At 49.2% G+C, this 24,678-nt stretch carries 23 protein-coding genes; 15 read left to right on the top strand and 8 right to left on the bottom strand.

The genetic code is table 11. The features are described 5' to 3' along the window. Window positions 1-46 precede the first annotated feature (46 nt). On the bottom strand, window positions 47-250 hold the full coding sequence (locus PGL02S_RS10230) for a hypothetical protein (protein WP_006212431.1): 204 nt from the start codon (window positions 248-250) through the stop codon (window positions 47-49). Between the two features lie 65 nt (window positions 251-315). Between PGL02S_RS10230 and PGL02S_RS10225 the strand changes: the two genes are divergently transcribed. From PGL02S_RS10225 to PGL02S_RS10210, 4 genes are all read left to right on the top strand, one after another. After that, a complete protein-coding gene (locus PGL02S_RS10225; RefSeq protein WP_235187380.1) occupies window positions 316-894 on the top strand; it encodes a hypothetical protein in 579 nt (192 codons plus the stop codon). Further along, window positions 891-2,159, top strand: a complete 1,269-nt coding sequence (locus PGL02S_RS10220) for a DNA polymerase IV (RefSeq protein WP_228030047.1) — start codon at window positions 891-893, stop codon at window positions 2,157-2,159. The genes PGL02S_RS10225 and PGL02S_RS10220 overlap by 4 nt, the downstream gene beginning before the upstream one ends. Next, window positions 2,156-2,494, top strand: a complete 339-nt coding sequence (locus tag PGL02S_RS10215; protein WP_006212416.1) for a YolD-like family protein — start codon at window positions 2,156-2,158, stop codon at window positions 2,492-2,494. The genes PGL02S_RS10220 and PGL02S_RS10215 overlap by 4 nt, the downstream gene beginning before the upstream one ends. Window positions 2,495-2,589: 95 nt before the next feature. Continuing rightward, on the top strand, window positions 2,590-2,754 hold the full coding sequence (locus PGL02S_RS10210) for a sporulation protein Cse60 (RefSeq protein ID WP_006212415.1): 165 nt from the start codon (window positions 2,590-2,592) through the stop codon (window positions 2,752-2,754). Window positions 2,755-2,853: 99 nt separating this feature from the next. Here the strand turns inward: PGL02S_RS10210 and PGL02S_RS10205 are convergent, their stop codons facing one another. Together PGL02S_RS10205 and PGL02S_RS10200 are read right to left on the bottom strand one after the other, a co-directional pair. After that, window positions 2,854-3,291, bottom strand: a complete 438-nt coding sequence (locus PGL02S_RS10205; protein ID WP_051449281.1) for a hypothetical protein — start codon at window positions 3,289-3,291, stop codon at window positions 2,854-2,856. Between the two features lie 386 nt (window positions 3,292-3,677). Further along, window positions 3,678-9,026, bottom strand: coding sequence for an S-layer homology domain-containing protein (locus PGL02S_RS10200; protein WP_036642623.1), 5,349 nt, complete (start codon window positions 9,024-9,026; stop codon window positions 3,678-3,680). Window positions 9,027-9,282: 256 nt separating this feature from the next. Here PGL02S_RS10200 and PGL02S_RS10195 point away from each other — a divergent pair, with 256 nt between their 5' ends. The 6 genes from PGL02S_RS10195 to PGL02S_RS10170 all read left to right on the top strand — a co-directional run bounded on the left by PGL02S_RS10195 (window position 9,283) and on the right by PGL02S_RS10170 (window position 15,061). Next, entirely contained in the window at window positions 9,283-10,095 is an 813-nt protein-coding gene (locus PGL02S_RS10195; RefSeq protein ID WP_036642621.1) for an undecaprenyl-diphosphate phosphatase, read from the top strand. Window positions 10,096-10,234: 139 nt separating this feature from the next. Further along, window positions 10,235-10,870, top strand: coding sequence for a pyridoxamine 5'-phosphate oxidase family protein (locus PGL02S_RS10190; RefSeq protein WP_006212409.1), 636 nt, complete (start codon window positions 10,235-10,237; stop codon window positions 10,868-10,870). A gap of 81 nt (window positions 10,871-10,951) precedes the next feature. Then, window positions 10,952-12,157 (top strand): phosphoenolpyruvate hydrolase family protein, encoded by a 1,206-nt coding sequence (locus PGL02S_RS10185; RefSeq protein WP_194166103.1) that lies wholly within the window; start codon window positions 10,952-10,954, stop codon window positions 12,155-12,157. A gap of 128 nt (window positions 12,158-12,285) precedes the next feature. Beyond that, window positions 12,286-13,497, top strand: a complete 1,212-nt coding sequence (locus PGL02S_RS10180) for a Tm-1-like ATP-binding domain-containing protein (protein ID WP_036642618.1) — start codon at window positions 12,286-12,288, stop codon at window positions 13,495-13,497. A gap of 58 nt (window positions 13,498-13,555) precedes the next feature. Then, a complete protein-coding gene (locus PGL02S_RS10175) occupies window positions 13,556-14,386 on the top strand; it encodes a phosphoenolpyruvate hydrolase family protein (protein ID WP_063455958.1) in 831 nt (276 codons plus the stop codon). A gap of 231 nt (window positions 14,387-14,617) precedes the next feature. Beyond that, complete coding sequence (locus tag PGL02S_RS10170) at window positions 14,618-15,061, top strand: hypothetical protein (protein ID WP_006212405.1); 444 nt, start codon at window positions 14,618-14,620, stop codon at window positions 15,059-15,061. A gap of 109 nt (window positions 15,062-15,170) precedes the next feature. Here PGL02S_RS10170 and PGL02S_RS28120 read toward each other — a convergent pair whose 3' ends face one another. Beyond that, window positions 15,171-15,347, bottom strand: a complete 177-nt coding sequence (locus PGL02S_RS28120; RefSeq protein WP_155984628.1) for a hypothetical protein — start codon at window positions 15,345-15,347, stop codon at window positions 15,171-15,173. Window positions 15,348-15,535: 188 nt separating this feature from the next. Further along, complete coding sequence (locus tag PGL02S_RS10165; RefSeq protein ID WP_036642615.1) at window positions 15,536-15,844, bottom strand: hypothetical protein; 309 nt, start codon at window positions 15,842-15,844, stop codon at window positions 15,536-15,538. Window positions 15,845-16,029: 185 nt separating this feature from the next. Here PGL02S_RS10165 and PGL02S_RS10160 point away from each other — a divergent pair, with 185 nt between their 5' ends. From PGL02S_RS10160 to PGL02S_RS10150, 3 genes are all read left to right on the top strand, one after another. Next, a complete protein-coding gene (locus PGL02S_RS10160; RefSeq protein ID WP_036642614.1) occupies window positions 16,030-17,007 on the top strand; it encodes a LacI family DNA-binding transcriptional regulator in 978 nt (325 codons plus the stop codon). A 156-nt stretch (window positions 17,008-17,163) separates the two neighbouring features. Then, window positions 17,164-18,090: a prenyltransferase gene (locus tag PGL02S_RS10155; protein ID WP_036642613.1), complete on the top strand. Its 927-nt coding sequence runs from the start codon at window positions 17,164-17,166 to the stop codon at window positions 18,088-18,090. 17 nt (window positions 18,091-18,107) lie between these two features. After that, complete coding sequence (locus tag PGL02S_RS10150; protein ID WP_036642612.1) at window positions 18,108-18,839, top strand: DUF6081 family protein; 732 nt, start codon at window positions 18,108-18,110, stop codon at window positions 18,837-18,839. Window positions 18,840-19,266: 427 nt separating this feature from the next. Here the strand turns inward: PGL02S_RS10150 and PGL02S_RS10145 are convergent, their stop codons facing one another. Genes PGL02S_RS10145 through PGL02S_RS10135 form a run of 3 tightly spaced genes read right to left on the bottom strand, consistent with a single transcriptional unit; the run spans window position 19,267 to window position 22,212 of the window. Then, complete coding sequence (locus tag PGL02S_RS10145) at window positions 19,267-20,181, bottom strand: glycine betaine ABC transporter substrate-binding protein (protein WP_006212399.1); 915 nt, start codon at window positions 20,179-20,181, stop codon at window positions 19,267-19,269. 2 nt (window positions 20,182-20,183) lie between these two features. Beyond that, a complete protein-coding gene (locus PGL02S_RS10140; RefSeq protein ID WP_006212398.1) occupies window positions 20,184-21,017 on the bottom strand; it encodes an ABC transporter permease in 834 nt (277 codons plus the stop codon). Then, a complete protein-coding gene (locus tag PGL02S_RS10135; protein ID WP_006212397.1) occupies window positions 21,010-22,212 on the bottom strand; it encodes a quaternary amine ABC transporter ATP-binding protein in 1,203 nt (400 codons plus the stop codon). Before PGL02S_RS10135 ends, PGL02S_RS10140 begins: the two co-directional genes overlap by 8 nt. Window positions 22,213-22,584: 372 nt before the next feature. On the opposite strand from PGL02S_RS10135, the gene PGL02S_RS10130 reads away from it, so the two are divergent. Next, window positions 22,585-23,154, top strand: coding sequence for a GbsR/MarR family transcriptional regulator (locus PGL02S_RS10130; RefSeq protein ID WP_006212396.1), 570 nt, complete (start codon window positions 22,585-22,587; stop codon window positions 23,152-23,154). A 172-nt stretch (window positions 23,155-23,326) separates the two neighbouring features. Beyond that, the gene (locus PGL02S_RS10125) at window positions 23,327-24,655 is read left to right on the top strand and encodes an alpha/beta hydrolase (protein ID WP_036642608.1); all 1,329 of its coding nucleotides are present in this window, start codon (window positions 23,327-23,329) and stop codon (window positions 24,653-24,655) included. The last annotated feature ends 23 nt before the right edge of the window (window positions 24,656-24,678 follow it).

The following is a 24,678-nucleotide window of genomic DNA, read 5'->3' as shown; positions in this document are numbered from 1 at the left end:
AAACACCCCGTTTTATGTAGAAATTATCGGTGAAATAACTCTGCCGTTATTTTTTTTGCACTGTTGAATGATTGCTTTTTTCCTCTTTCGTTTTCAAATTCATATAGAGCAGTATGCTTCCAAAGAATGATATTTCAATTGCCCCCGTAATGATCCGCATGGGGCGTGTTTCTTTAAAATCAAATAAAATATGTCCCAGACAGTACAATGCCGAGAGAGCAATGATCCACCGAAGTATTACTTTTTTCACTAGCAGTCACTCCCTTACCTAGAAACAATAATACTACAAGTGAGGGGGAAAACCACCTTTTTCGGATGTTTGCAGATTTAGTTCAATATTATATATTCATTCGTTTGGTTGTTGAAGTGAAGCCTGTAATGAATGGAATGGGAACAGCTTGCTGCTTTTCGCAGGAGCTGTTTTTGGTTTGGAGTAAATTTACATTGATAAAAGAACGAATGTTCGCATATAATACAAACGAATGTTCCCATTGCGAGGTGGATATAAATATGTTGAGCATTGGACTTAAGCCAGATGAAAGCAAGTTAGTAAAGGACTACACATTATTGCCTTTATTGCTTGATGTACTGGAAAATGATCGCAGTGTTCTTTGCCAATCTGATTTAAAGACATCCGAAGTGACCCGTGTTATGATCGACCGTTTACAGACTGCAGCCTTAGCCGATTTAACGGCAGCGCGAAGGAGCATGCGTGAGAATGACTTAAAAGTGTACCAGCATCGAAAGACCAATCTAGGCATTGAAGTTGAATTTGTGTGCAGAGGATACCACCATAAACTGTCCATGCTTTGGGGACTGATTGAAGCGGAAATTGAGCAGAGGTCCTATACCTATTTAGGGCTGAACATTGCAGACAAGGGGGGGCCGCATTGAAATCAAACAACCGGGTAGTCATGCTGGCGGATTGCCAGTCCTTTTATGCTTCTGTTGAAAAAGCCGATCATCCAGAGTATAAAAATCGCCCCCTGGTAGTTGCTGGTGATCCGGAAAGGCGTTCAGGAATCGTGTTGGCTGCATGCCCACTTGCAAAGGAAAAAGGAATAACGACAGCCGAGAGGCTGGGCGAGGCGCTTGCCAAATGTCCAGACCTCGTTGTCATCAAACCACGTATGCAAAAGTATATAGACGTCTCGATGCAGATTACTGAGATATATAAAAGCTACACGGATTTGGTCGAGCCCTACAGCATTGATGAACAGTTTCTCGATGTCACGGGTTCCTTACACCTCTATGGAACGCCAGTGGAGCTGGCCCAGATCATTCAGCGGCACGTCATGGAGGCGACAGGTGTTCGTGCTCGGTTTGGAATTGCCGAAACCAAAATACTTGCCAAGACGGCATGTGATAACTTCGCGAAAAAGAATCCGTCGGGACTCTACATTTTGTCAAAGGATACGCTTGCAGATACCTTATGGAAACTGCCGGTGAGCAGCATGTTTATGGCCGGCAGCAAGATGACGCGCCATTTTAACGTAATGGGTTTGCCTACGATCGGCAGCGTTGCTCAGACTCCCCTCTCTAAGCTAAAACAAATGATGCGTCGTAAGTTTGGCAAAAACTCCGATATCTCCGCTGAAATGTATTGGCGCATCGCTAATGGAATCGACGATAGCCCCGTGCGTCCGGGAACGCACCAGGTAGACCCCAAGTCAGTCGGTCATATGATGACCTTGCCTCGTGATTATGCAAAGCTGGAGGAGATCAAGGTCGTGCTGCTTGAGCTCACGGAGCTGGTTTGCCAGCGATGCCGTGGTCTTGGTTTTATGGGGCATGTAGTATCAGTCGGTTGTATGGGGGCTGACTTTGACCGTCCCACAGGATTTAGCCGACAAATGAAGATGGATGATCCCTCGAATATAACGAACCAGGTTTATCGCTGGGCATGCCGGCTGCTTGAGTCCTATTGGGACGGCTTGCCGATCCGGAGGGTGGGTATTAGTTTGTCGCAGTTTTCCCCGGATACGGAATATCAAATGTCTTTGTTTGATACAGGACGGGAGCGGTCGATGGCTCTTGAGCGCGTGACGGATGCCCTTAAGAATAAATATGGGAATTCGATTGTTATTAGAGCGGTATCCAAGACAGATGCAGGCCAAGCGCTGGACCGATCAGCTAAGATAGGAGGACACTATAAATGACAACACGAAAAAAGCTGGAGGGTAACGGGTTATGGGAATCAAGTCGGATGATGCTTCCAGAGCATAAAGAAACCATTATTCGAAGACAACTGGAAGAGGGAAGAAAAGAACGACCGACATTGGATCCACAGGAAATGGAATTGATCGAAAGCGCGTTGGCCGAGTCTTTTCACGAGCATACTGCAATTAAAGTTCGATTATTCGATGAGTACGAGGATAAGGAGCTGACAGGCATTGTCGTTCTTATTCATACGGTTAGACGAGAGATCAAGCTGTCCATGGCTGACCGTGAATGGCATTGGATTAAGATCGATGAGATTATTTCCGTTCGATAAAAAACAAGTCGCATGAACAACAGGATAGCCATTTGCTCCATTCCAGGCAGGGAAAACCCGACTGATGTCGAAGTTTGTAGTGGGGGGGTGCTTACATGCTAAAAACATTGAAAGTTGAACTCTTTAGCGATTCTGATTTGGACCAGCTGCAGGATCAGGTTAATGAGTTCCTCTATAAACTTCATCCTGATGATGTCAAGGATGTTAAGCTTTCATCTGCCGATGGAACATATGATATTTTAATCATTTATAAACAATAAAGAAAAAAGAAAAGCATCGCTGAGGGTGCTTTTCTTTTTTTGACTTGGCATCGTATTAAAAAATGCGCTCTTGTTATACCGAAACCGTAACATTATGGATTATAGCAATAACGCTGATAATTTCTGGTATTCTTTTTGATCGCATCTAAAATATATAGTACTTTCAAGAGGCCCATCTTGATAGGTGACAACTGCCAAAGAGTTATCCTTCTTTCGCCCACCGATGGCAGCTCCGGCTATTAGACCGATTCCTCCAGTCAATACTCCACCCACTATAGCCCCTGCCGCTGCTTTTCCTGAGCTTCGTTTTCCTTTTTCGTCCCATTCTATTTTTGTCACCATGATCTCATTCCCGTTAAGCAAAAGAGTATATTTGCTGCTACCGTTAGCAACTTTAATTTCTCCTGCTTTAATATTGGGGTGACCACCTAAATAATCAAGACGAATCGATCTCTCAGCAGCGCTGGCCCTACCTGCTTCTAACCCCTTTTTAAAGTCTTTTTTAAAGTCCTCTTTGAACTTATCAAATATTCCCATCCGTAGTCACCTCTTCATTAGACAGATTATAAAAATAGTCTATCAGAACCAGGTAAATATTTCTATATTTATTGTATTTATTTGAAAAAACGACTCTTTTAAATGAAAAACAAAAAATGATATAGTTCAAAGGGACTATTTAATGAAAACGATGTCAGCAATAGGAATAAATGACCCACCCACACTTTTTATGTCCCCCTAATGAAGCTTTAAGGTTCCATTAAGCTACATCTCTTATGATGGAATCACCTCTTAACATATAGATCAGGAGCCCCTCTAATTCCGTGGTTAGAGGGGCTTCTCTTGTCTGCATATGGTTGTACAGACCATAAACGCATGCAAAAACCCGCCTCCGGTAGATCCTTGAACCGGAGGCGGGTTTATTTTTATTTTACGAGGTCGTTCAACTGTTCTTTAAAGGCTTCCACGATCTCGCCATTCCGCTCTTTGCGGGCGGATTGGTGGGAGACGGACGCCTCCTGGATGTCACCAAAAGCCCAGAAGCTCTTTGGTACATCCGGCCAGGTAGGATCGATGTCCACCAGCGGTCCGCGGTACAGCATGCGGTTAATTAAGGCTACTGCTTCGGAACGGACGATGGCTTGGTTCGGTCGGAAGGTTCCGTCCGAATAGCCTTGAAGCATACCGTGACGAGCCAGTGTTTCAATGGCGGAGGCAGACCAGCTGCCTGCCGTTACGTCGTTGAAGTGAAGCTCCAGCGACGTCGCTTGGTCCAGCTTCAAATAACGTGCCATGACAGAGGCGAGCTCGCCCCGGCTGACAGGCTGGTCCGGATGGAAGGAGCCATCCTGGTAGCCTTCAAATATTTGATGCTTGGTGACGGTACGGATGTATGAATAGGCCCAGTGGCCTTCCGGTACATCCTTATAGCTGTCGGCTGCACTCTCGTAATCCCCAAGCAATCTTGCGATAATAGCGGCAAGCTCGGCGCGGGTCAATGATTTATGCGGCTTGAAGTCGCCGTCCGGGAAGCCAAGAATGTAACGCTCATGCTTCAAAGCTGCCGCATTTGCACCATACACGAGCAGCTGAAGCCGATCGGTATTGGCTTTGCCCGATACATGGTCTCCAGATGCTGTATATTGAGCGGACAGCGTAAATGCTTGTTCATCTACGCCTTGAGCCAGTTGTGGCCATTTAAGTTTAATATGATAACTCTTCAATTGGCCGGCATCCAGCTTGTCTACGTCCCATACGATCTTGCCGTCGATCACTTTACCGCCGGCGGCATCGATGACTTCAACGCCTTTTGGCAGGATAAGTTCAATTTGTCCACCATGAACGGTGGAGCCGGAAAGATTCTTGTAGCTTAATTTTACAGAGGCCTGGCCTCCATCCGGATGGATAGAGCGGCTGATCTCCAGGTTCACATTTACGGCTGATAGATCAATGGGCACCGGTTTTGGTGCCTCAGGGTCAGGCTTTGGCTGAGGTTGGATAGGTATTCCAATGCCGCCGGAAGAGCCTGAATCGTCGGAACCTCCAGAGTTGGCCGACCGGATGGTGAACGTACGGATCGACACCGTACTCAGATTGCCAGCCATGTCCATGGCAAGAGCCTCTACACGGTACGTACCGACAGAGGAGATCGGACGATCCGGCGTGAATGTCCATTGATCCCCGGGACCCGGAATAGCCAGGCCTTGTGCAACAACGCGATTGTTCCGGTCGTAGACCGAAACGGTTACGCTGGTGGCGGGTTCATTAGGACTCACAACGATTTTATCCACCGGGGCGTTTGGACTTCCAATGTAGCCGTCTGCCGGTGAATCAATGGTAACTACAGGTGCAACCGTATCGATGGTAAAAGGATAGGCTTCGCTGGAAAACGCATCACCATTCGTGTCTCTTCCTTTGGAGATAACGGTATAGGTTCCGTCAGCAGCTATCGGCTCATCCGGTATGAAGGTCCAGCGCTCCGGATCGTTTGACAGCTTAAGGGCTTGCCCCGGAATCAATTGGCCCAGTCCATCTCTGACTTCAACTTCAATCAGATCGGCAGAAGACTCGATCATACCGGTAATTACGGTTACGGGACCTTGAATGTGTTGACCATACTGCATAGGGCCAGTAACCGAGATGCGAGGTCCGACAACGGTGAAGGTCATGGTGTCATTCACGATTTTGCCGAGTACGTCCTTCGCGGTGGCTGTCACCGTATAGATATCGTCTCTCCAGTACGAGTCTGGCGTAAATGTCCATTCTCCATTAGGAAGAACGGTTACGGTTCCATTTACAGGACCATAGGTTGCGCCAGTCACAGTCACCACAACATGATCATGAACCGGAGTGCCAGCATCCCTGTAAGTCCCCTGAACAGGCAGTGTAATGTGCTGAATCGTGGAGCCGTTTGCCGGAGCGGTTATGGCAATCCCCACATTGCTTACCGGAAAGTCTCCGTTCACCCCGGAAACCGGTCCAAGCGGCCGCAGAACACGAGACGGGTCAAGATGATCGATAATGCGATCCCCTGCCTTGGGAGTATACGTTAGTTGTACATTGGCGTTCTCCGGTATTTCGATACCGTTCGGGAGAGCCAGAACCAGGGTATCTTGATCCGTTGTCCCATTTCCGATCATATCAACCGGATATACCGTGGCACCGTTATCCCATGTGAGAGATAGTTCGGGCTGACCGATCACATCCACGGTCCGTTCAAATTTGACGGTCACGGTATTGCGGTCTGTACCCACAGCAGCAGCGGCCGGTTCAAAAGCCGAGGTCTGGTTCTTGACATCAAAATGTTCGAGCCATCCCAGACTGCGCTGAAGGGGGAGGAGTTCCTTGATATCTGCACCGGCAATGCCTGTGCTGTAATTCATGGTGATATTGGTTGGCGCGCTGTCATCTGCTTTGAAAGGAATGCCTGTTGCAGGCAGATTGGCAGCATCCAACGTGAAGATCAGCGTTTGGCCTGTCGGATCGGCCGGATCCATCTCCACATTTATTGCACTCACCGGAGCAGCGATCCCATCAAGCTTGAAGCTAAATGCCGGGGCGCTTCCAGGGAGACTCGCCGCGTTCAGCGGCTCCGCAAATTCCACCTTGACCTTGTTGCGTGACTCATCATTGATCACTTCAGCCGCTGTCGGCTGCATCTGGTTGCGCACCGGGTCGTTCAGGAACAGATCCAGCTGCTCGTTCGAACCGTCGGCCTTCTTAATGAGGTCAGCAGCATTCAGCTTACCGGGCTCATACGAAATGCTCACTTCAGCAGCCAGTGGGATCTTCCCGTTCCAAGCTGGCGGTACGCCAGGAGCGCTGTTCAGATCCAGCTTAAGCGTTAAATGCTTGTCCGTATCCTGCGTGAATGAAGTTCCCGCTGGCGACAACGCCAGTTTCACCGGCGGCAGCACACCGTCGTTAATCGTCACTGTGAACGCGGTCATAGCATTAGCTGCCACAGGTTCGATAGAATCAGGGAACGTGATGCGGATCGAGTCGCGATCCTGAGTATTCACGACCTCATGACTTACGGGAGCAAAGCGGTTCTCAACAGGCACGGTAACGCCTCCATTGACCGGGAAGCTCTCCAATGGGAGGCCGCCTGTACCGGTTCCGGTGACAGAGCCCTTATCCTTGTCATAGTTCAAGGGCGTTTGCACATTGGGAGGTATCACATAATCCACCGGCAGGCTTGGAGGATAGTCGGGAGAATCGGCATCGATCTCCAGTACAAGCCGGAAAGGATCGTCTTCATCCTGAGAGTCCTTGGCATGCCCCTTTACAACAAGCGGAATCTTCACCGTTGCTGAGGGATCCGCCGGGTCAGGAACTTCAATGTAAAAGCCGCCGGTATCATGAGGATCGTAAGTTACCGGCATATCAAGTGTGGTGACAATCGTTTTACGGTCGTCACCGACCTTGGCATTTGTGACGACCGGAGCGCTTCCTGACTCGAAGTAGACAGGCGTCGTATCGAAGTTGCCGCCGCCATACACTTTGCCGTTCAGCTCGCCGCCGATCCGTGCCTTGGCATAGCTCAGGTGCGGGTAGTCGCCAAGGTTCCAGAGGTTGACGCTGGCAACACCGTTGGCATCACTCGGAACGGTGATTTCCCGGACCAGAACCTCTTGTCCATTCCGATCATAACGCTGTGTTCGAACCTCGTACCCGTCTGCGGTCAGATACATATCGGAATCGTCGGCAAGCGTTTCGGACCATACCTTGCGTCCGCTGCCGATGTCGACCTGAGTATTTGCCAATACATAATACATGGAGAAGGTAACCGGATAACCGGCGATAAGGTCCCCATCGATAGTTCGGACCTCCGCTTGGATCTCTGCAGTAGATCCCCCGGCTTTTATGCCGTCCATTGGAGTATCTCCGGCTGCACCGGTCACAGGCTTAACGCCCAGTACGCCGTTACTGCCATTAGTATCCTTCTGGAAGAAAACAGGTAGGCCGCTTGCATTTCTTAAAGGCACCGTATTTACAATTTGGATATGGGTCGGGGCCTGCTCTACTTCCTGTTGTCCTTGATTCGTGCCAGGCACAATCAGTCCGCTGTAGTTGTTAAACTGCCAGGAATAGATGTCATGGTCCTGATAGGAACCGCCCGTGGCTGCCGTAAATCCGATGTAGGCATCATCCTGAAGCAGCATGGACGAAAGGTCCTGCGTGTCAGACATGATGGGTTTCACGGGAATGACAGATCCGCCCGAAGTACGGGATACGAGCTGTCCATTTTCCAAATACGGGAATTGGGTAACCTCCTGGGTTGCAACTTCGTTCCCGGCGATAACCAGTTTGCCGTCGGTTCCGACTTGAGGCACAAGATAGGTGCCGTTATTGTTCTCGCGGATCAGATAGACATTAAACTTCTTTGTCAGTCCGTCATAGTCGATCCAGGTATGGAACAGCTTGTACGGATCCGATGCCGCCTCGCCAGGAGTTTGGGCAAGGGACAGCTTTTTGATATCCATATTGGCGATGTTCTTGCCGTCGACCGCACCTTTCGGTTGAGCATCATGATCCACGTTGCCGTCCAGGACGAGGGCTACGTGGGAGGCGCGGTTGCCGCTTGAAGTTCCAATAGCTCGGGGATCATTCCGCGGTGTGCCGTTGTCCAGACCCTTGTTGTACCAGGTATCGTATTCCACACCGATGCTCTTGGCTACGCCGGAATAACCGAGCCCGCCGCCGCTGGCACCTGCTTCGTTGGACGCAGTTTGTACCACGAACACGATGCCGTCCGCTTGGGTTCCCCCATGCATTTTAAAACTGAAATACGTACTGAATGAGCGGTTGTTGGATAAGGTTACGCGCTCTTTGTTAAACATGCTTCCAAACGATTCCGGCTTGTTGGTAGCCAGACGCATCGGAAACAGGCCGTTTCCGGCATCCTTGAAGCCCACAATATTGTTTGGGCTCTTGATTTGAGAATCGCTGTATGGAGCGGTGCTGGTTCTCACACCGTAGTTATACTGCAGGTCTTTAGCGATGACTTTACCCAATTGGGTTAGGCCGGTTGGAGGTGTTTCGGTTTGGTACGCAAAATTCGCATAATTTCCGACCCTCGGATTGTTTGACGAAAAATCGGTGTTCTTGAGTGATATGTAGTTTTTCGTCTCATCCACTGCTACATTCGCGGCCGCTGAAGCTGTACCGGTCGACCATAGCGGAAAAACAGCAGTGAAACAAAACACAAATGCCAGGCAGGAGCTGATCCAGCTCTTGGCGCTGCGCCTTGGTCCTGATTCAAATCTTTTCAAAACTTTACCCCTTTCTACTCTCATATTGTTGTATCCCCTGCGGAAATGAAACAGGGACGCCTCCTCCAAAAACCGCAAGAAATCACTAAAGCAGTATATAAAATCGATCTCTACAAAAACTCGACAAAATCTGTCGTTTCTCTACAATATATCAACATACACATAGGCGAGGTTTGATTGTTGCTATTTTTTTGGGCTATGATAGACTAGTGTTTTTTATAAGAAACACAAATGTTTCAAAGAGAGTAGGAGAGTTATGGAAGATTTGATCTTGTGGTTGAAGTACTTGCTGCTGGGCATCGTGCAGGGGGTTACGGAGCCGATTCCGGTATCCTCTAGCGGTCATCTGATTGTAGCCCAACGATTAATGGGCATGGAGCAGAATGGGCTGTCATTTGAAATTTTGACCAATACGGCGTCGCTGATTGCGATTGTGTTTATTTTTCGCAAGGATCTGCAGAGATTGATTGTGAATGGCCTGAATTATTTGCGCACACGAAAACCGGAGTATAAATCCGATTTCATGTTCATTTTGTATATTGTTGTGGGTACGATCCCCGCTGTGCTTATTGGCTTGCTGTTTAAGGATCAGATCGAGTCGATATTCTCCTCCGTACGTACGGTAGGAATCGCGCTGCTGTTCACGGGAGTTGCCCTCTGGCTGATTCGGAATCTTCGCGGCCGCAAGCAGGATAATGACCTGTCCTTCAAGGACGCGCTTATCGTAGGGCTGGCCCAAGCTGTTGCGCTGATACCAGGCATTAGCAGATCTGGCTCAACCGTAATCACTTCGATTGCTGTGGGCATGAAGCAGGAGACAGCGCTGCGGTTTTCTTTTATGCTCTATATTCCAATCAGCCTTGGAGGCATGGTGCTGGGCATTTCGGATATTGCGTCCGATCCTGACATTTCCAAGCTGATGATGCCTTATCTGCTCGCGTTTATAGCTACACTGATCTGTACTTATTTTGCAATGAAATGGTTCATGAACATTATGGCGCGTGGGAATTTGAAGTATTTTGCATATTATTGCTTTGTTGTCGGTATTCTGCTGCTGGTGTTCTTATAAGAATGAAGAAGGGCTTCGCATAGGTTCCGTGAACTTGTGGGGAGCTTCTTTTATACCGTATCTACCGTACCAGCAGCCGAGGATGAGAAACAGAAAGGGTACTTTTTGAAGTTAGGTATCTAATGGGAGAGTGATTCTGATGATAAAAGGACCTTTTCAATCCGTGATGACATCGGAGGAGGAGCTTCGCGGTTTGTTCGGGGAATCCAGTCATGTGGTCAAGCATAAAACGTTGGATCGAATGGATCATCACTGTAAAGACTTCATAGCAAAGAGTCCGCTGCTGTTTATGGCAACCTCCGATGCATCGGGGTATTGTGATGTCTCACCGAGGGGAGATGCGGCGGGGTTTGTTCACATCATGGATGAATCCTGGTTGGTCATTCCGGAAAGGCCGGGTAATCGACGGTTTGATTCGCTGCGAAATATACTGTCCAACCCGAGGGTCGGCCTCGTGTTTGTCATTCCCGGTTTGAAGGAGACTTTGCGGATCAACGGCAGCGCCGTCTTAATCAGAGATGAGGACCTGCTTGACCTGCTGAGCGTACAGGGAAAAAGGCCATGGCTTGGGATTGGGGTACGAGTGGAGGAATGTTTCATTCACTGCGCAAAAGCTTTTATGCGTTCACAGGTTTGGGATTCTGGTTCCTGGTTATCCAGAGAACAGCTGCCGAATCCGTCCAGGATTATAGCGGATCATGTGAATCAAGACCATGTGACGGAAGAGTCCGTTGCCCAGGCGCTTCAGGACAGTTATAAGAAACGTCTCTATTAAAGTTGGTTTATAATAGGTTTGCGGCATTAGGAAACGATACATATAAGCCCGGTCACATTGAAGATAAGGGGACCAGTAGCTTTGATAACGACCAGAGAACAGATTTTAGATACATTACATAAAGGAATCCAGACCCAGGAACGAATCATCGGCGTGGCAGTCGGAGCCGGGATCTCGGCCAAATATGCGGTAAAGGGCGGTGCGGATCTTATACTGGCCCTGAATTCAGGGCGTTTCCGGCAGATGGGGCTCGGCTCCCTTGCGGGGCTGATGCCTTACGCGAACTGCAATGATATGGTGATGGAGTTCGGTTCACGGGAGATCCTGTCGGTGGTCCGGGATGCGCCGGTTATATTCGGTTTGTGCGGAACGGATCCGACCATTCATCTGCCGGGTTACCTGGATTTAATTCGGAGCAGCGGTTTTTCCGGCATTATCAACTACCCTACGCTGGGATTGATCGACGGGCAATTCCGCGAAGCCCTGGAGGAAGAGGGAATCACTTACCGGCAAGAGGTAGAAGCCATCCGGCTCGCCCATGAGCATGGAATGTTTACGATGGCTTTTGTGTTTAACCCGGAGCATGCCTTGTGGATGCTGGACGCGGGAGCTGATATCATCTGCGCACACCTGGGCGTCACGGCGGGCGGTTTGATGGGAACCAAAAAAGCATGGTCGCTGGAGAAGGGAGCCGAGATCGCCAGAGAAATTTTTGACGTATGTGACGCTTCGGGCAAGAAGCCGATCAAGCTGGTGTATGGCGGTCCGGTCCACACGCCGGTGGATGTCCAGTATATGTATGACAACACATCGGCTATGGGCTACGTGGGCGGCTCCAGCTTTGAACGGACACCGACGGAGGAAGCCATCGTGGATGCAACACATCGCTTCAAGGCAACCGGCCATCTGGAGCAGGACCAGCAGCTGATGGATAAGCTTGCACACCTCGCGGAGCCGATGGATTATGTAACTTACGTAAAAGAGTATATTGCTGACCATTATGCGGACAATATTTCATTGACGGAGCTGGCAGAACAGATTCATGTTTCCAGAACGCATCTGAGCGCGCTGTTCAACAGAGAAGTGGGGTGCAGCTTTCCTGAATATATAGCCAAATACCGCATCCACAAAGCCCAGGAGATCATGAAGCAGAGCAAGCTGGCGCTCGCTCGAATTGCGGAGCTGGTCGGCTATCCCGACTATGTCCATTTCAGCAAAACCTTCAAAAAGTACGCGGGAACCTCTCCCCAAACCTATCGTCAGCACATCGAAGACAAATATACATAAAGATCGTACATGGATACGATCTTTTTTATTTGAAAGCGCTGTATTATTTATGTATAGGGATCACATGCCGGGCCTCTTTAGGACTGGTGCAAACGATCCTGATAAGCGACATTGAGGAGGTCTGTACGGTGAAGACAATAGCCATAGCGGGAACATTGGATTCCAAGGGTGCCGAGTTTTTATACGTGAAATCCGTTATCGAGAGCCTGGGGCTAAAAACGTTTACGATCCACAGCGGTGTGTTCGAGCCGATGTTTGCGCCGGATGTATCCAACATCGAAGTTGCAGAGGCGGCTGGGGCGGATATACGCGAGATCGCTGCCCGGAAGGACCGGTCGGCCGGGACCGAGGTTTTGGCTCAAGGGATGGAAAAAATCGTGCCGAAGCTGTATGCCGAGGGGAAATTCGACGCCATTATGTCTTTCGGCGGTACAGGGGGAACGTCAATTGTAACGGCAGGCATGAGAGCCTTGCCGATCGGAGTTCCGAAACTGATGGTATCTACCGTTGCATCCGGGAATACGGCACCTTACGTAGGGACGAGTGACATTATCATGTTTCCCTCCATTGTGGATGTATCCGGTCTGAACTCGTTCTCCACGAAGATTTTTACCAATGCGGCTCATGCGGTAGCAGGTATGGTGTCGTTCGAATCGGCACCACCGATGGATAAAAAGCCGTTGATTGCAGCAACGATGTTTGGTGTAACGACACCCTGCATTGATTATGCCAGGGAGCATTTGGAGCGGCATGGGTACGAGGTGCTTGTGTTTCACGCAACAGGTACAGGCGGGCAAACGATGGAAAGTCTGATTGATGCCGGGTTTATAGACGGTGTACTGGATTTGACAACAACGGAATGGTGCGATGAGCTGTTCGGCGGCGTTTTGGCGGCAGGACCTCATCGGCTCGAAGCCGCTGGACGCTGCCAGGTACCGCAGGTCGTATCAACTGGAGCATTGGATATGGTCAACTTCGGTCCTTATGATACTGTGCCTGAGGCATACCGGGGTCGGAACCTGTACAAGCATAACCCCTCGGTTACACTGATGCGGACGACGGTGGAGGAGAACCGGCAGCTTGGCGAGATCATTGCGGACAAACTGAATCTTTCGGAGGGTCCTACGGTGTTGATGCTTCCCCTGCAAGGCGTATCCATGCTGGATGTGGAGGGCGAGGCATTCCGGGGGGCACAAGAGGATGAGATGCTGTTCAATACGCTGAGACAACGCATCAATCGTGAGAAGGTGGAACTGGTGGAGATGGAGACCGACATTAATGATCAAACTTTTGCAGTGGCAGCCGCCGATAAATTGATGGAACTGATGAAGCGTAAGTAAGATTGGAGCAATAGCTCACCAATACACCAAGTATTCATATCTGAAGGAGGAACATATCATGGCAATGAGCACGAGAGCGGACGTATTAGCCAAGTTAAAGGCAGAGGTAGCAGAGGGCAAGGTATTACTGGGAGCGGGAGCAGGTACGGGCATATCGGCCAAGAGTGCCGAAGCCGGTGGCGTGGACCTCATCATCATTTATAATTCTGGCCGTTACCGGATGGCTGGACGCGGCTCCCTGGCCGGACTTATGGCATACGGAGATGCGAACCAGATCGTGGTGGACATGGGAAACGAGGTGCTGCCGGTTGTGAAGAATACGCCTGTATTGGCAGGTGTTTGCGGCACGGATCCGTTCCGGATCATGGATATTTTTCTAAAGCAGCTTAAGGAGCAGGGCTTTGCGGGAGTTCAGAACTTCCCGACGGTAGGCCTGATCGATGGTGTATTCCGTGCCAATCTGGAGGAGACCGGCATGGGGTATGATCTTGAAGTTGAGATGATCCGGAAGGCGCATGAGCTGGATATGCTGACTACCCCCTATGTGTTTGACGTTGATCAAGCGAAGAAGATGGCGGAAGCCGGGGCCGATGTACTGGTTGCCCATATGGGCCTGACTACCAAGGGAACGATTGGTGCCAAGACGGCCTTGACGCTGGATGATTGCGTGGACAAGATTCAAGCGATCTGCGATGCCGGAAAAGCGGTTAACCCGGACATTATGATTCTGTGCCATGGCGGACCCATCGCGGAGCCAGAGGATGCAGCGTATGTATTATCCAGAACCAAGGGTGTCGAAGGATTCTTCGGAGCATCCAGCATTGAGCGTTTTGCCACAGAGGTTGGTATCAAGCAGCAAACAGAGGCATTTAAGAATATCTCGAAGTAAGATATGACCAGGATACAGCAGCGTGTCTTGGTTAGGTCATTAATTATAAAAGACTCCCTGGCAGGAGTCTTTTTTGTCTTTATATAGATTTAAATATAGAATCTTACAGCAAATTACTCGTCTTTCATGGAATATATTTATTTTCTAGTGATAGATACCCGGCCCGTCTATACCAATCCTTGTAATCCAACATACTCTATAATATCTCAAAGGTTGGGAGGTTTTGATAAAATGGCGAATTTTCTAGTGGATAGCCAAGTTTCCCTGAATGCTGCTACAAGCGGATCGATTGCAATCCCGGTATCGACCACGCCTGAGTTGTTCGGGACACTCGGTTTGAATACGTCAGGAGCAGGAGCAGATTTAAGAGTTGTATTTGATTTTACCGTGGCAGTGAGCAGTTTGTTATCGGTGTTGACTCCTCTTACAGTGACGGTTAATCGTATTGTAAGCGGGGTAACAACAACTGTCTATACTGCCACCGAGACACTGCCTTTACTGGCAGGAGTCACGGAGATTACTCTCCTGTCGGGAAGCGGAGTCGACTACCATCCGCCAAATCCCGGATTTATTATTTATCAGGCTCTGATCAGCGTGCCTGGTGGTATTACTTTATTTCCTACCCGCGTCGGTCCGGAAAGCTTCACGGCCGAAGCCTATTCAGATTTTGCATAAAGAAAAAGGGACTCCGGCGGGGTCCCTCTTCTTTTTACATAGGATATGAGTCTGTATTCAAAATACTACCTGTGTCAAGGGTTCTTTAGGCGAACCTCCAAGCCAGAGTCTAATCATCATCCCTCCGCTTGCTCTTGGATGCAGCCACAGCAAAGGCAATAATGACAAGCGGAATGAAGATGAACCAAGGGATTGTAATGGTGCTCCCGATCAGTATGGCCAGCAGCAGCACCACAACCATACCAATAATAATGTACAAACAGCCTCTGCCGAATGTCTCCATCATCCATCAACTCCTTTTGACAAGGATAACGTGACGGACAAGATGTAAGTTTCAGTCTTTCGATAAAAAGGCAGAAGCCTTGCTCTTGCCATCACGCCCTTTGGGTCACGCTGACAATGAATGAAGGTTTCCACCCAGATTCAGTGTAAAGTATGAAAAGCATACCAGAGCAAGCACTCTTTTATGGTGTCTTAATCTTTTGCGTTCATCTTATAATCCTTCAACGCGCTAAGATTGGCTCTGGAATTTCCAAGGGGAGGCTTCTTATCGCCAGGCTGCTGTGGAAGACGGTGAAGCACCTCCCGGAGCAGGGCATTATTCTCCCATACGATTTCATGGATTTCGCCCACCGTATAGAACAATGCGCCCATGATCGCACCGCTGATAAGCCAAGTAATCCCTGTTAACCAATTGCCCTCCATGATGATGAATACAATGACCCCTCCAATAAAACCGCCGATAAGCCATATGGCACCAAGGGTCTTGAACAGTTTAGACATACCGATCCCTCCATAGAGCTGAAGTCATTCGTAACTCATTCATAGTACCAAAAAAAAGTAATTAGTGGATATGATCTTTATGCTGGTTCAGTGGCTTTAACCCGCTCATTGCCTCCCTTTGAATAGGAGAGGCAATCATGATAGTATCAGGAAGGAACCAGTGGATAAAGGGGGCATGACGGAATATGGCAAATATCAAAGAGATTGCTAAGCTGGCAGGCGTATCAGTATCAACGGTATCCAGGGTCCTGAATAATCATCCCTATGTCAGTGAAGATAAGCGGACACGTGTGCTGGAGACGATGAAACAGCTGAAATACGCCCGGAATATGAATGCGGTTCATCTGATTACAGGTAAAACGATGAATATTGCCATCATGCTGCCGTTTATTAATCATGCCTACTTCTCCTTGCTGATGGAGGGAGCCGGCCAAGAAGCGCTTGCCGCCAGTTATCGCCTGATCCTGTGCCAGACCGGATATGCGCCGGATAAGGAGCTGGAAGTACTGGAGATGCTGCGCAACCGCGAGATTGACGGCATCATTATTTTATCGTCGTCGGTTACTCCTAAACAGATCGAAGCCTACTGCACGTATGGACCGATTGTATGCTGCCGGGATGCAGGGGAACGATTATTTTCTTCTATATATATTAACCATGCGGAGGCATTTCGCAGCGCTATGCATTATTTAATGGAGCGGGGACATCGGCGCATCGGATTCACGGTAGGCAGACTGGACAGCCCGAGCACGAGAGCACGTCAAAAGGCATACGGAGCAGTGCTTCAGGAGATCGGGGAGCCTTACCGCGAGGAGTGGATCCTGGATGGCTGTATAGATCTTGAGGACGGCGCTGCCATTATGGATCGGCTGTCGGGCATGAAGGAACGTCCCAGTGCCTTGTTGGTCACGGGCGACCATGTGGCAGCCGGGTTGATCTATGAAGCGGAGAAGAGAGGACTGAACGTACCGCAAGAGCTTGCTGTCATCGGGTTCGACAATCAGCCGATCGGCAAAATGCTGGGGCTGACCACGATTGATAACCGATTGTTCGATATGGGGTCGGAGGCCTTCAGGATTGTTTATGCACATATTCAAGGAGAGCAGAAGGAACCGGTTCGCAAGGAGCTTGCCTTCGAGCTCATCGAACGGTCATCAGTATAATGGCTGGGCAGCCAAGTTCTAACAAACGGATTACAAAGTTCGACAATTATGATATTCTTATTTATGCAAGTTCTATGTTTCACAACGCTAAACGTCTGCAAGCTACTTGCAGGCGTTCTATTCTGTATTAATAGAAGAGAAAGGAGCATATCAAACGTGGATGCCCTTACACAGTTTAAAAAAGCTTCCCGAATCAAAGTCATTCCCGTCATGCTGATTCCGGTTGCTTTGGGAGCACTCGGGGCTTATGTATGGACAGGCCAATTTCATATAGGCCTCTTTTTGTTGACTTTGATCGGAAGCGGGGCTGCGCATCTGTTCTCCAACATGGTGAACGATCTGTGGGACTTTAAGAACGGAACCGATACGGAAGCGCAGGAGCATGTCGATGCCATCTCCACGAATTCGGGCTTCCTTACGAAAGGCGTCTGGTCGCTTCGCAAATTCGAGCTCATCACCTGGTCTCTGTTCGGATTAGCTGCACTGAGCGGCATTATTCTAAGTTTAATCAGTGGCTGGTGGGCATTCGTCTTCGGTGCACTTGGCGGATTGATTGCGTATTTCTATGTCGCACCGCCCATCCAATTCGGATATCGGGGCAAGGGCTTCAGTGAAATTGCTATTTTGCTGTCCTTCGGTATTTTGCCTGTGATGGGTGCATACTACGTTCAAACCTCACATCTGGATATACGGGCGCTGCTGCTGTCACTGCCTATCGGGCTGCTGACAACGCTTATTTTGTTCAATCATCACTTCTTGCATTGGCAGGCGGACCGTCAGGCCGGGAAGAAGACCCTGGTCGTGGTATGGGGTGAAAAAAGAGCACTGAACTTCTCGCGTGTTCTGCTGCTGCTGGCCTGCCTGTCTTTGATAGTCTGCGTATTAGCCGGAGCGCTTCCGCCTTACGCACTGATAGCACTGCTTACGATTATTCCGTTGTATCTTGTATATGGAAGACTGAAGGACAGTAACCGTTCCGAAGCGTATTTACCGCTAATGGGCGCGTCAACCATGACCACCATGCGCTGCGGCGGCGTGCTGATCCTGTCGTTGATCATCCAGGGAATTATTCAGACTTTGTAAGAAAGAAGGGGAATTAGATGGAACAACAACGCGTTTTTGGTGATTTTCACTCCATCCTGTCCGAGAGCGAGGTATGGAAGATCGGCGGTTTTCCGCTGCCGGACGGTTCGTTCTGGGAGTATCGGGAGCCGAATGCTGTCGTTATCGTACGCAACGGAATCCTGTACGTTCGCGCGCCGCTGAGCCGCCAGAATAACCAGATCCAAATTCTCGATAATGCCAAGCATATGTATTATTCCAACGAGGAAGTGGAAGTGCCGGAATCCGGTGAGGTCACCTTCGAGCTGCAGATTCGGGCGCGCACCCAGGGCACGGTGCCTGGCGACCTGTATGACGGCTATGTATCCCTGAACCTGCTTGATTTTAGCACCGGCGGAGCCTTGGATTTCTTTGCTTCGAACGACAAGTATGCCAGCGTATATGCTGTTCTGCCGTTCCCGGGCGTTCAGGTGCCGGAATCGGACAAGACCCGCTACTTCTGTATTTTTAAAGAGGAAGACACACACTTTACACCACTGGAGTTCAATACTTACAAAATTACGTATAACCGTGCCGAGAACGAAGCGGTGTTCTACGTAAATGGAGAAGAAATTCGCCGGGAGAACAACATCCCGATCAAATTCAATAAATTCACCATTGCCCTTGGCATCATGACTGAAAAAGACCTCACGCCGCAAGGCAGCGTATCGGTGCATGGTCAAACCGTGATCGCCGAATACTCGCCAGTAACGGTAACGATAAAAGATTAGCCGCGTGCGCGCCAGCAAAAGCTGCAAGTCTCTCAAAGGGACTTACAGCCCGCAAGAAGCGGCCGGCAAGCCTGTGAGCCCCAATGGGGACCTCACAGCTTGCCTAGCAATAACTCAGGCTAGCTGACCGTGTAGAATAGGGGTCAGCCAAGCCCCGCCACCGCAAAGAGCCATCCCAAGATGAATGGGATGGCTCTTTTTACGTGGAAAGATTGGAGGCCGAAGTCAAGAAAAGAGGATTCATCCGTGGAGGAGACCTGGCGTTCGCCTTTGAAACCGGGAAAATGCCGCAAGAGTATCATCCTGTTTTCCTGGTTTCAACAGCGACCGGAACGGATACATCCTCTCTCCAACACAGGCCGACAATCTTGACTCATTCTTTAGAAGAAAAGCCACCCCATATTCCATGGGATGGCTTCACAAGTATTTATTTTAAATCCTCAATCGAATTAGCTTCCACGTAGGATGGAACCACCAGGCCGGTTTTTACACCTTCCATGTTAGCGCCAAGGTCTTCGACCTTGTCCTTGAATTTATCCCAGTAGTCGGCATGCGTCAATGGCAGCCAAGCTGCTACGGTTGCATCAACGTCGCCGTTGGCAACGCCGGTCCACATCGGGCCTGCTTCGACCTGAAGCGCCTCTACTTTATAGCCCAGTTTGTCTTCCATGATGACCTTCAGCAGGTTGGTGCTGGCAATCTCGGAATCCCATGCGACATAACTGAATTTGAAAGTTTTTCCTTCAACCGGCTGCACGCCTTCAAGCCAGGCATCCACTTTCTCTGTGTTGCTGTCAGCCCATTCCTTAGCAGCAGCTTCCGGATCTTGCCCTTCTTGAATAGCAGTCATAATTTGACCCATATCGTCAGAGGTCCATTTGAAATTGCTTAGGAATTTGTAAGCTTCCGGATGATCTTCCTTCAGTCCGAGACGGGCAATCGTGTGAATTTCTTCAGCTTCGCCGAATACTTTTTTCGGATCTTCCAGATACTTCAGATCATATTTGGCGAACATCCAGTGAGGCGTCCAACCGGTAATGATGATAGGATCCTCGTTCTTGATAGCTTTATTCAGTGTTGCCGTCATGGCTGCACCGGAACCCTCGATCAGTTTCCAGTCTGTCAATCCATATTCCTCGATAGCAGCAGCCGTTGCTTTCATAATACCTGCACCTGGATCAATACCGATGATTTCATGTTTTACTTGTTCGCCGAGGGAAGCGGTGGAGCCGCTGTTTGCTCCATTATCCGTAGTTCCATCCGTACCGCCGTTTCCGCCGCATGCGGACAGGATTAAAATAGCGACCAAGCTTAGCGACAACCAAAACTTTTGATTTTTCAAAATTAAGCACCCCTTTTTTTCGATTTAAATATATTTTGTGTAAAGCGGTCGAGGACAATCGCCAAAATAACGACGGCCAAGCCAGCTTCAAACCCTTTCCCGATTTGCAGCTGAGTCACTGCACGATAAACTTCGGCACCAATGCCTTGAGCACCGATCATCGAAGCGATAACGACCATCGACAAGGACAGCATGATGGTCTGATTAATACCGGCCATCAGGGTTGGCATGGCCAGCGGAAGCTGAACCTTGAACAATTTCTGTCCGGAAGTCGAACCGAATGCATCCGCAGCCTCCGTTAATTCACCGGATACCTGCATAATCCCGAGACGAGTCAGACGAATCGTTGGCGGAATCGCGAAGATAACCGAAGCAATAACCCCTGGAACAACACCCAGACTGAAGAATGTGACGGCAGGGAGTAAGTATACAAACGCCGGCATCGTCTGCATAAAATCGAGAACCGGTATAATAATCCGGGATGCGGACCTGCTGTAAGCCGCCCATATCCCAAGCGGAACACCCAGTAGAACCGATATTAAAGCTGCCGTGATGACCAGACTCAGCGTGCTCATCGTTTGCGACCAGTAGCCGAGGTTATCAATGAGCAGAAAACCGATCGCCGTGAATAAAGTCAGTGGCAGGCGGCCCAAGAAATAGGCGATGACAGCCAGAATGACAATGAACAGATACGGATGAGGAAGCATGAACAGATCTGTAAACAGCTGCACGATTTTCTCGATGATCAAAGAGATCGCGTCAAAGAAGCCGGAGAACACGTCTCCCATCCATTCGACCAGTGAATCAACCCAGCTTGCGAGAGGAATCTTAGGCATCTTGCGTCACCTCCCCACTCTTGCTTTCTCCAGCCAGAGCACCGAGCACAGCACCGCGGACGATGACGCCCATCAACCTGCCGTTATCATCCACAACGGCTAATGGCACTTTGGACATACTTGTAATTTCAAACAATTCATTCAGCAGTGTATCGGGTCCGACGCTCGGGCCGTCCGTGATAAGAATGTCCTCAAGCTTGCGGTTATTCTTCATTGCATCGGATGCATCTTCGGCCGTTATGACGCCAAGCAGCTTCTTGGAACGGTCAATGACAAACAGGTTCGAGATTCCACGTTCGCGCATAAGCTCAAGTGCAACGCGTGGTCCGCGATCCATCGTAATGGTCTCGGGACGGCGCATAACCCGGGAAGCCGTGAGCACCTTGGACAGATCCACATCTTCCACGAAACGTTCCACGTAGTCGTTGGCAGGCTGAGTCAGGATCTCTTCCGGTGTTCCGATTTGAACGATGGAGCCGTCCTTCATCAGGGCAATGCGATCGCCGATTCGCAGGGCTTCGTCCAGGTCATGCGTGATGAACACAATCGTCTTCTTCATTTTGTCCTGAAGCTCAATCAATTCGTCCTGCATATCTCGGCGGATGAGGGGATCGAGTGCGCTGAATGCTTCATCCATAAGCAGAATCTCTGGATCATTGGCCAGTGCGCGGGCAAGCCCGACGCGTTGCTGCATCCCGCCACTAAGCTGGTCGGGCATTTTTTCTTCCCAGCCCTTCAAGCCTACGAGCTCAAGTGACTTCATGGCGGCTTCGCGCCTCTTGCTCTTGTCTACCTTTTGAATCTCTAATCCGTACTCCACATTTTCTACAACCGAGCGATGGGGAAACAAAGCGAACTTTTGGAACACCATGCTGATTTTCTTGCGTCGAACCTCCCGCAGCTGTTCCTTGTTCATTTTTCGAAGATCTTTGCCATGAATCAATATTTCACCCGATGTTGGTTCAATCAACCGATTTAGCAAACGGACCAATGTAGACTTGCCGCTGCCGGACAGCCCCATGATGACAAAGATTTCGCCTTCATGAATGTCGAAGCTGACACGGTTAACGCCAACCGTTATATTTTTCTCTTTCGCAATTCGCGTTTTACCCCAGCCCTGCTCAAGCAGTTGAATCCCTTGTTCCGGATTCGTGCCGAACAATTTGCTGACCTTGTTAACTTGCAGAATAGCCAAAAGTACTCCTCCTTTTAGAATGTATAGAGACGCGTCCAATTGACCGAGTCTGTACCGATGTCGTCTCGTAAACCCATGTCACCCATTGTAACAACCGATACGTAAAGTATCAAACGTTATATCCGTACATAAAGTACGTACAGTAAAAACTGTACAAAGTTATCCTTTCATATGCTCCCATATGCTCCTATATCCTCTGGAGCGATCTTCTTTACTTTTAAAATAGCTTTCCCTACAATAGATCAGAGAATGTGTGTTGAATTGGGATTGATTAGATTTCTTTGAGATCGTTCACACTACAATTCGAGTCCACCTGGTTTGGTTAGGTTGATATGACTTCTTGGATGGCTACAGATAGAGGAGGCTGCAAGCATGGGCTTGTACCATTTAGATGATGAACGGCAGGCAGCCGTGCATAAGATTCGTAAGCGTGTCATTGAGAATATTGGACGAAATATGGATTTGTACGGCATTCCACTCTCGACGGGGCATTTATACGGACTGCTTTATTTTGCGGATAAACCGATGAACCTGGATGAAATGGGACAGGAAATGAAGATGAGCAAGACCAGCATGAGTACAGGCGTGCGGACACTGCTCGATTATAAAATGGTAAACAAAGTGTGGGAGAAGGGTTCCCGCAAGGATCTGTATGAAGTCGAGTACGATTGGTATCAGAGCTTCGTGGACTTCTTTGATATTAAGTGGCGAAAATCGGTGGAGAGCAACATTATGGTTCTGCGCAAAGCGCTGGATGAAACCGAGAAGCTCCATAAGGAGCATGAGCATGATGAAGTATTGGCAGCGGTGCTGCAAGAGGATCAGGCTAAAATGCGTGAGGCCGTCGCCTATTATAAATGGCTGGAGCGTTTGATCGATACTTTTGTGGATGGCGATATCTTTAATTATGTGCCCAAAGAGCCGCCCGAGGGTAAATCCTGATATTGAAATTGGGGAAATTCCCCAGTATAATGACGGGTAAGGCAATGCTTACCTCAGAGGTACAACCTGATTTATCGGGTTGTGCCTTTTTTGTTGTTCAGGTAACGTTTTTTGCCAGTGTAAGCAGCATTTAGTGGTCCTTGTGGTGCAAAAATAGGCAGGAGGGGTTAGAATGGTCAGTATGTCCTCAAGAATGGTGGAAATCGCGGATTTTCCATCGGTTAACCTTGGTAATACCCGAAGTTTGTATGTATATCTTCCGCCCAGCTATCATGTGAATACGGAGAAGCGTTATGCTGTACTCTATATGCATGATGGGCAGCATGTTTTTTCTGCAGACGTGACCGGGGAGTCCTGGGAGATGCATGAGACAGCAGATCGACTTGTTTCCGAAGGACGGATGGAGGAGATTATTATCGTTGGTATCGCAACGGTTCCCCATCAAAGACTGAACGAATACTTCCATGACAATCCAAGGATGCATGAGGTGACCGACCCCCCGTTTGCGGGTGAACAATATGAAGCCTTTATCATTGAAGAAGTGATGCCCTACATGAATGCAACCTTTCGAACGCTGCAAGGGCCGGAATACACGGCTATGATGGGTTCCTCGGCAGGCGGCATTGTCACCTATAACATAGGATTTCGCCGTCCGGAGATTTTTGGAAGCATCGCCGTGATGTCACCCTTTTTCGTGAAGACTGAGTTTGACACTGAGGGCCAACTGCAGGAATATCCATTTTACCAAAGATACGGTACGCATCCGAACCTGCGAATATGGCTGGATATGGGCGGAGCAGAAGGGGTCTTCATGGAAAAATACGCCCGAGTGGAAGCAGAGCGACTCATTCATGACGGCTTTGTACCGGGAGAGGATCTTATGCTGTTCCTCGATCCGGGCGCAGGCCACAGTCAGAGAGACTGGGCAGGCAGAGCTCAAGCGCCGTTGTTATATTTTTTTGGCCATATCGGAGAACCAGCTTCTATTCAACTCCATGGGGATAGCGTTGTGGGCATAAACGGACCTCTCAAACAGCTGAATCCGGTTATTACATATACCAGTGGATTTGTTCAAACGCTCATGAACGGGACATTCCATGTCGAGGATCCGGATGTGCTTCGTGTATGGCCTGACGGAAGCATCACACCCAGAGCTCTTGGCAGCACCCGTATGTTTCTTCAATATGGGGGTTTGACCGCGGATAAAGAAATGAGGGTCGTGGATGAGATGCCCGAGTTTGTGAAGGTCACCGTCCAGGTGAAAGTGCCACCATCCACACCGCCCTATCCATCCATTTATGCCGGATTTGAGCTTCCATACTGCGGAGAGGGTTTGTATAGAGGAAGTGCAATGATACCTCATGGTTTAACTTTTGCTTTCAAGGTATCCAGAGGTTTTGGACTGCATGAGAAGATCGGAACCAGCGGATTAAACCGTCGATCCTTTACAGCTTCATCCGAGATGGATTTATTTTATGAGGTTGAGGACTGGGATGTTTGAATTATTGAATGTAATCGGAGGCT

Source organism: Paenibacillus glucanolyticus NBRC 15330 (genome assembly GCF_004000885.1).
GTDB classification, from domain to species: Bacteria; Bacillota; Bacilli; order Paenibacillales; family Paenibacillaceae; genus Paenibacillus_AQ; species Paenibacillus_AQ glucanolyticus.
The sequence above is the reverse complement of the archived record's forward strand: the minus strand, read 5'-3'. Positions and strand labels throughout refer to the sequence as shown.